The sequence below is a fragment of the Streptomyces sp. WELS2 genome (assembly GCF_013870595.1).
In the GTDB taxonomy this organism is placed as follows: Bacteria; Actinomycetota; Actinomycetes; order Streptomycetales; family Streptomycetaceae; genus Streptomyces.
Genome location: NZ_JACBWZ010000244.1, coordinates 1 through 7925, shown reverse-complemented (window position 1 = coordinate 7925; position 7925 = coordinate 1). Strand labels below are relative to the sequence as shown.

The 7925-nt window shown below is 69.8% G+C and carries 5 protein-coding genes and 1 pseudogene; 5 read left to right on the top strand and 1 reads right to left on the bottom strand.

Features of this window, described 5'->3' with window-relative positions:
* From H5J33_RS16315 to H5J33_RS16300, 4 genes and pseudogenes are all read left to right on the top strand, one after another.
* Window positions 1-933: pseudogene (locus tag H5J33_RS16315) on the top strand (ABC transporter); the annotation flags it as partial.
* Window positions 934-1095: 162 nt separating this feature from the next.
* The gene (locus tag H5J33_RS16310; RefSeq protein WP_181795633.1) at window positions 1096-1983 is read left to right on the top strand and encodes a FadR/GntR family transcriptional regulator; all 888 of its coding nucleotides are present in this window, start codon (window positions 1096-1098) and stop codon (window positions 1981-1983) included.
* A gap of 435 nt (window positions 1984-2418) precedes the next feature.
* Complete coding sequence (locus tag H5J33_RS16305) at window positions 2419-3960, top strand: RNA polymerase sigma factor (protein ID WP_181795632.1); 1542 nt, start codon at window positions 2419-2421, stop codon at window positions 3958-3960.
* Window positions 3961-4088: 128 nt separating this feature from the next.
* Entirely contained in the window at window positions 4089-4958 is an 870-nt protein-coding gene (locus tag H5J33_RS16300; RefSeq protein ID WP_181795631.1) for a serine protease, read from the top strand.
* Between the two features lie 90 nt (window positions 4959-5048).
* Here the strand turns inward: H5J33_RS16300 and H5J33_RS16295 are convergent, their stop codons facing one another.
* Window positions 5049-5279 carry a hypothetical protein gene (locus tag H5J33_RS16295; protein WP_181795630.1) on the bottom strand — a complete coding sequence of 77 codons (231 nt, stop codon included), beginning with the start codon at window positions 5277-5279 and terminating at the stop codon, window positions 5049-5051.
* A 440-nt stretch (window positions 5280-5719) separates the two neighbouring features.
* On the opposite strand from H5J33_RS16295, the gene H5J33_RS16290 reads away from it, so the two are divergent.
* Entirely contained in the window at window positions 5720-7843 is a 2124-nt protein-coding gene (locus tag H5J33_RS16290; RefSeq protein ID WP_181795629.1) for a type IIA DNA topoisomerase subunit B, read from the top strand.
* The last annotated feature ends 82 nt before the right edge of the window (window positions 7844-7925 follow it).

The window sequence follows — 7925 nt, the reverse complement described above, 5'->3', positions numbered from 1 at the left end:
CCACAGGCCGACGGCGCGCTCGCCTCGGGGGCTCGTCTCCTCCTTCCGGGGGCCAGGAACCCCGGCGTCCGGAACGAGCGGGACGACCACGCCGGGCGTTCCGGCGGTGACCGCGTCGCCGAGGGGATGTCGCCTCTGCCGCCCCCCATCGCCGTCCGTCCCGCCCCGAACCCTCTGCGCCCCCTCCGCTACGAGATCCGGCGTGCCGCCGGCATCGGCACCGGCTTCCTCACCTGCGGTGCCGTACTCGTCCTGTCCGCGCTCATCGCCGTACTCCTGGCCAGGATCGGGCACACCCCGCAGGCCCGACTGTTCGCCGCCTGGCCGCGGGGACTGCCGCTGCCGCCCGCGGCGCTCGGGGCGGGACTGCTCGGCGCGCTGGCCTTCGGGGACGAGTTCCGCCACCCCGCCCTGGCGGCGGACCGCGGTACCGTCCCCCGCCGGATGGGGCTGCTCACCGCGAAACTGCTCGTCTCCGGAGCCACCGCCGGGCTGCTCGCCTTCCTCACCCTGGGCTGCGACGCCGAGGTGCTCTACATCGCCTACGGACGGGAGCTGACGGAAGTTCCCGCGGACTGGCTGTCCCTGACCGCGAGTTGGTTCGGGCTGGTCGTCGGCTGTTCCTGGGCGGGAGTGCTGGCGGCCGGCGTGTTCCGCTCCACCACGGCCGGACTGGCCGCGGTCCTCGCCGTACCCGTTCTGGTCGTGCCCCTGGTGCACAAGGCGTTCCAGGGACCGGCCGTGCGCGTGGCGGCGGACTTCCCGGTGCGCATGCGGGAGGTCTTTCTGCTCCAGTGGCCCTTCGGAGGGGAGCGGTACCTGCTCGCCGCCGCGCGGGTCCTCGCCCAACCCGTGGGCGGCGCACTGGCGTTGTCGCTCGCGGGTCTCCTCTGCGCGTATCTGCTCACGGCGCTGCGAACCCGGCTGCGCTGACCGTCCTTCGTGCGCTTCCGATCCTGCTTTGCCCACAACTCCCCACAGAAAGCCCATTTCTTTCCGATAAGGCGTCAATTGCGACGGGGTGAGCGATCACCCTTTCGTGTGCTTTTCACCAAAGACCTCAAGGGAGTTGGAGGCGGCGCCGACAAAGGATCCGTGAGTACCCTTGCGCACACCATGATGACCGCCGCCCGCTCCACAGACTCAGGTCTGGCCGGCCCGGGCGAACTCGACCGCTACCCCTACGCGGAAGGCCCGGTGGCCGACCGCGTCGGCGCACCCGCCTGGGACGGCGGGGAACCCGAGCTGGGCCGGGTCGGCCGGCGGGCCGCGGCAAGCCGCGGACGCGGGCTGCACGGCCAACTCGTCCAGCAGCTCGGACAGATGATCGTCTCCGGCGATCTGGGCGCGGACCGACCGCTGGTGCCGGAGGAGATCGGCCAGCGCTTCGAGGTCTCCCGCACCGTCGTCCGCGAGTCGCTCCGGGTCCTGGAGGCCAAGGGCCTGGTCAGCGCCCGCCCGAACGTCGGCACGCGAGTGCGCCCCGTCAGCGACTGGAACCTCCTCGACCCGGACATCATCGAGTGGCGGGCCTTCGGGCCGCAGCGCGACGACCAGCGCCGGGAGCTCAGCGAGCTGCGCTGGACGATCGAGCCGCTGGCCGCCCGCCTCGCCGCCGGACACGGGCGCGAGGAGGTGCAGCAGCGCCTGTGCGACATGGTCGAGATCATGAGCCACGCCATGGCGCAGGGCGACGCGCTCACCTACGCGCGCGCGGACACCGAGTTCCACTCGCTGCTGATCCAGATCGCGGGCAACCGCATGCTGGAGCACCTCTCCGGCATCGTCTCGGCGGCACTCCAGGTCTCCGGCGGCCCGGTCACCGCCTGTGACCGCCCCAACGAGGCGTCCCTCGCCCAGCACGCGCGGATCGTCGACGCCCTCGGCACCGGCGACGGCGCGGCGGCGGAGACGGCCATGCGTCAGCTGCTGACGGTCCACCCGGAGGTGGAGCGCGTGGTGCCCGCCCCGCGCGAGCACTGACCCGCGAGGGACGTGGTGCGGTCGCCAGTGTGTGACGTCCCGGTGGTGCTCGCGGCGGCGCCGGGCCCGGGTACCGGCCGCCGCCGGACCTCGCCGGACCTTCTGGAGTCCGGCGGAGTCCGGCCACGTGGCAGGCCCCTTGGTCGCGGGGGCGGCCGCGGTGACGACCAGAGATGATCTCTTCTGTACACGTCTGACCGCTTTTGACTACTTACGGGGTGTGACTCGGGCCACGCAGAATGGGCGTAACGCTCGTGGAGACAGCGCGATGACCTAAGAGGTGATAGCCGCGGAGGGAATACGGACGCCGTGCATGGCGCTGTGCATCTTCCCGGCCCCCGCCCGCGCCGTCGGCCCATCCCCAGGCCGGTGGTCGGCTCCTGTCCGCAGTGGACGGTGCCGGAAGCCGTTTTCCAACGTTCCGAGAGGTTGTTCGTGTCGGCCAGCACATCCCGTACGCTCCCGCCGGAGATCGCCGAGTCCGTCTCTGTCATGGCGCTCATTGAGCGGGGAAAGGCTGAGGGGCAGATCGCCGGCGACGATGTGCGTCGGGCCTTCGAAGCTGACCAGATCCCGGCCACTCAGTGGAAGAACGTACTGCGCAGCCTCAACCAGATCCTTGAGGAAGAGGGTGTGACGCTGATGGTCAGTGCCGCAGAGCCCAAGCGCACCCGCAAGAGCGTCGCAGCGAAGAGTCCGGCCAAGCGCACCGCCACCAGGACGGTCGCGGCGAAGACGGTGACCACCAGGAAGGCCACCGCCACCTCGGCCGCCCCCGCGGCGCCCACCGCCGCGGCCGCAGCCGATTCCGCCGAGGAAGCCGCAACCGCCAAGAAGGCAGTCGCCAAGAAGGCGGTCGCCAAGAAGGCGACCGCCAAGAAGACCGTCGCCAAGAAGACGGCCGCCAAGAAGACCACCGCCAAGAAGGACGACGTCGAGCTTCTCGACGAAGAGGTCCTCGAGGACACCAAGGTCGCCGACGAGCCCGAGGGCACCGAAGCCGCGGGCTTCGTCCTGTCCGACGAGGACGAGGACGACGCGCCCGCGCAGCAGGTCGCCGCAGCCGGCGCCACCGCCGACCCGGTCAAGGACTACCTGAAGCAGATCGGCAAGGTCCCCCTGCTCAACGCCGAGCAGGAGGTCGAGCTGGCCAAGCGCATCGAGGCGGGTCTCTTCGCCGAGGACAAGCTGGCCAACTCCGACAAGCTCGCCCCGAAGCTCAAGCGCGAGCTGGAGATCATCGCCGAGGACGGCCGCCGTGCCAAGAACCACCTCCTGGAGGCCAACCTCCGTCTGGTGGTCTCCCTGGCCAAGCGCTACACCGGTCGCGGCATGCTCTTCCTGGACCTCATCCAGGAGGGCAACCTCGGTCTGATCCGCGCGGTCGAGAAGTTCGACTACACCAAGGGCTACAAGTTCTCCACGTACGCCACCTGGTGGATCCGTCAGGCGATCACCCGCGCCATGGCCGACCAGGCCCGCACCATCCGTATCCCGGTGCACATGGTCGAGGTCATCAACAAGCTCGCGCGCGTGCAGCGCCAGATGCTCCAGGACCTGGGCCGCGAGCCCACCCCGGAGGAGCTGGCCAAGGAACTCGACATGACCCCGGAGAAGGTCATCGAGGTCCAGAAGTACGGCCGTGAGCCCATCTCGCTGCACACCCCGCTGGGCGAGGACGGCGACAGCGAGTTCGGTGACCTCATCGAGGACTCCGAGGCCGTCGTGCCCGCCGACGCGGTCAGCTTCACCCTCCTGCAGGAGCAGCTGCACTCCGTGCTCGACACCCTGTCCGAGCGCGAGGCCGGCGTCGTCTCCATGCGCTTCGGTCTCACCGACGGCCAGCCGAAGACCCTCGACGAGATCGGCAAGGTCTACGGCGTGACGCGTGAGCGCATCCGTCAGATCGAGTCCAAGACCATGTCGAAGCTGCGCCACCCGTCGCGTTCCCAGGTGCTGCGCGACTACCTGGACTAGGCCGCCTCGGCTCCGCCAGGTCGGTGAAGGCCCGGTTCCCCTCGGGGAGCCGGGCCTTCGTGCTGCGCGATGCCGCTCGATGGATCACTCTGGGTCCCCCAGGAATTCCTGCGAGTGAGGAGTACCGCATGCGCCGTTCCCTTGCCCGGGCACTGGTCCGGCCGCTGGCAGCGGCGGCCGCCATGGCCGTGATGCCGCTGGTGGGCGCGGCTCCCGCGGCCGCCGGCGGGGTGGTCGTGGGAGGCTTCCCGATAGATGTCTCCCAGGTCCCGTGGACGGTCGCACTGGCCAGCCGTGACCTGTTCGGCGGAGCGCGGGCGGGACAGTTTTGCGGCGCCGTGGCCATCGGGCGGACCACGGTGCTCACAGCGGCCCACTGCCTGAGCGAGGAAGCCCTCGGGGTGCCACCGCAGCGGGTGCGCGACCTCAAGGTCATCGCGGGCCGCACCGACCTGCTGTCGACGGAGGGCGAGGAGATCGCGGTACGGGAGATCCGGCGCAACCCCCGGTTCGACCTCGCGACCAACTCCGGGGACTTCGCGGTCCTCGTGCTCGCCCGGCCGCTGCCGCAGAGCGCGGTCATCACCATGGCGCCCGCGGGCGATGCGGCCTACCGGCCCGGTACCGAGGCACTGGTGTCCGGATGGGGCGACACGACCGGCGAAGGAGCCTATGCGCGCCGGCTGCGGGCCGCTCACGTACGAGTGCTCTCCGACGACGTGTGCGCCAAGGCGTACCCGGGCGGGCCGGAGGGCGGCTACCGGGCCGCCACCATGCTCTGCGCCGGGGAGGTCGCCGGAGGGCCGGACGGCTGCCAGGGGGACAGCGGAGGCCCGCTGGTGGCCGCGGGACGGCTGATCGGCCTGGTGTCGTGGGGGAGCGGCTGTGGGCGCCCGGACCACCCCGGCGTCTACACGCGCGTCTCCGAGGTCGTACGAGCGCTGGAGCCGGCCACAGGGGCCCGGAAGCGGTCCCTCGGCGGCTCCTGGCGTGTTTGAGCGGGTATGAGCACGGGCGGCCGCTCCTGGTGGGGAGTGGCCGCCCGATCACCGGCCTGTGCCGGGGCTGGCTCGTCGTGTGTGCGAGATTCAGCGCTCTTCTTCGGAAGCGGTGCCCTGAACGGACGTCAGTCGCTCGGTCTCGTCCTGTATCTCAGCGGCGATCTTCTTGAGTTCCGGCTCGAACTTGCGACCGTGGTGGGCGCAGAAGAGCAGTTCTCCGCCGCTGAGCAGGACGACGCGCAGGTATGCCTGGGCGCCGCAGCGGTCGCAGCGATCGGCGGCCGTCAGCGGGCTCGCGGGGGTCAGAACAGTAGTCACGTCGCCTCTTCTCTAGCTCGACGAGCTGTCGTACCAGGGTCAACATCCAACCAGCCCGAAAACGTTCCCGCTCGTGGCCTTTCAGCGAAATTTTTTTCCGGGGACGGTTGTCTGCTGCCCGTTGGCGGCGAATGTGCCGTATTGCGTGTCTTGTATGCGTACGGGTTCGCGCTCTCTTGCGGTCTCGTCCTCCCGGCTGGGTTGCCGGTTGTTCATGAGGACGTGCCCGGAGCCTAAATGGTTCATGCCCCAAAGGGAACGTGATATGTGCTTCACTCCATCGAGGGATCGAACAAGTATGCGAGGCTGGACTAGTGTGAGGTGCCGACGAGGGTGGCGTTACACCGGCTCTACCAGGGCTCGGTACCCTCTGAGCGGCGACCGAAGCCGCCCCCTTACCCAGAAGGGGGCCATCTGAAATTCAGCGAGGAGCGAACCGCGTGACCGCCGAGACGTCCGTGCCGTCCACAGCGCTGCTGGCAGGAGCAGACCGCGACGGTTCCAACTACACCGCGCGGCACCTGCTCGTCCTCGAGGGCCTGGAGGCCGTGCGCAAGCGCCCCGGCATGTACATCGGCTCCACCGACAGCCGCGGTCTCATGCACTGCCTGTGGGAGATCATCGACAACTCGGTGGACGAGGCCCTCGCGGGCGTGTGCGACCGCATCGAGGTGATCCTGCACGACGACGGATCCGTGGAGGTGCGGGACAACGGCCGCGGCATCCCCGTGGACGTGGAGCCGAGGACCGGCCTGTCCGGCGTCGAGGTCGTCATGACCAAGCTGCACGCGGGCGGCAAGTTCGGCGGCGGTTCCTACGCGGCCTCCGGCGGTCTGCACGGTGTCGGCGCCTCCGTGGTCAACGCGCTCTCCGCCCGGCTCGACGTCGAGGTGGACCGCGGTGGCCACACGCACGCCATCAGCTTCCGGCGGGGCGTGCCCGGTGCCTTCGCGGCCGACGGTGCCGAAGCGAAGTTCGAGGCCAAGAGCGGCCTGCGCAAGACCAAGAAGATCCCCAAGACGCGCACCGGCACGCGCGTGCGCTACTGGGCCGACCGCCAGATCTTCCTCAAGGACGCCAAGCTCTCCCTGGAGACCCTGCACCAGCGTGCCCGACAGACCGCGTTCCTGGTCCCCGGCCTGACCATCGTCGTCCGCGACGAGTTCGGCCTCGGCGAGGGCGGCAGCAAGGGCGAGGAGTCCTTCCGCTTCGACGGCGGCATCAGCGAGTTCTGCGAGTACCTGGCGAACGACAAGGCGATCTGCGACGTCCTCCGCTTCTCGGGCAAGGGCACCTTCAAGGAGACCGTCCCGGTCCTGGACGAACACGGCCAGATGACCCCGACCGAGGTCACTCGCGAACTGGGCGTCGACATCGCGCTGCGCTGGGGGACCGGCTACGACACGACGGTCAGGTCGTTCGTCAACATCATCGCCACTCCCAAGGGCGGCACTCACGTCGCCGGTTTCGAACAGGCCCTCACCCAGACGCTGAACGACGTGCTGCGCGCCAAGAAGCTGCTGCGCGTGGCCGAGGACAACATCGTCAAGGACGACGCCCTCGAGGGCCTCACCGCCGTCGTGACGGTCCGCCTGGCCGAGCCGCAGTTCGAGGGGCAGACCAAGGAGGTCCTCGGTACCTCGGCGGCCCGCCGCATCGTGAACAACGTGGTCGGCAGCGAGCTGAAGGCGTTCCTGACGGCCACCAAGCGTGACGCCGCCGCCCAGGCCCGGGTCGTCATGGAGAAGGTGGTCGCCGCGGCCCGCACGCGCGTCGCGGCCCGCCAGCACAAGGACGCCCAGCGCCGGAAGACCGCGCTGGAGTCCTCCTCCCTGCCGGCCAAGCTCGCCGACTGCCGCAGCGACGACGTCGACCGCAGTGAGCTGTTCATCGTCGAGGGCGACTCCGCGCTCGGCACGGCCAAGCTGGCGCGGAACTCCGAGTTCCAGGCCCTGCTGCCGATCCGGGGCAAGATCCTGAACGTGCAGCGGTCGTCGGTCACCGACATGCTCAAGAACGCCGAGTGCGGGGCGATCATCCAGGTCATAGGAGCGGGCTCCGGCCGCACCTTCGACATCGACCAGGCCCGGTACGGCAAGATCATCATGATGACCGACGCCGACGTGGACGGCTCGCACATCCGCTGCCTGCTGCTCACGCTGTTCCAGCGTTATATGCGGCCCATGGTCGAGGCGGGCCGGGTCTTCGCCGCCGTGCCGCCGCTGCACCGCATCGAGCTGATCCAGCCGAAGAAGGGCCAGGAGAAGTACGTCTACACGTACTCCGACCGCGAGCTGCGCGACAAGCTCATGGAGTTCCAGAGCAAGGGCATCCGGTACAAGGACTCCATCCAGCGCTACAAGGGCCTCGGCGAGATGGACGCCGACCAGCTGGCGGAGACCACGATGGACCCGCGCCACCGCACCCTGCGCCGCATCAACCTCTCCGACCTGGAGGCCGCCGAACAGGTCTTCGACCTGCTGATGGGCAACGACGTGGCACCCCGCAAGGAGTTCATCTCCAGCTCGGCGGCCACGCTGGACCGGTCCCGCATCGACGCGTAGCCACCGCGCCGGGCACCGGCCGACAGGGCGGACGGGCCGGGGCGGGAGCGGCTCGGCCGACGGACGGAAGCGGCTCGGCCGA

What these genes read in the sequence shown, in the direction of transcription:
- H5J33_RS16300 (WP_181795631.1), top strand. Translation starts at nt 4,089, where the DNA reads ATGCGCCGTTCCCTTGCCCGGGCACTGGTCCGGCCGCTGGCAGCGGCG.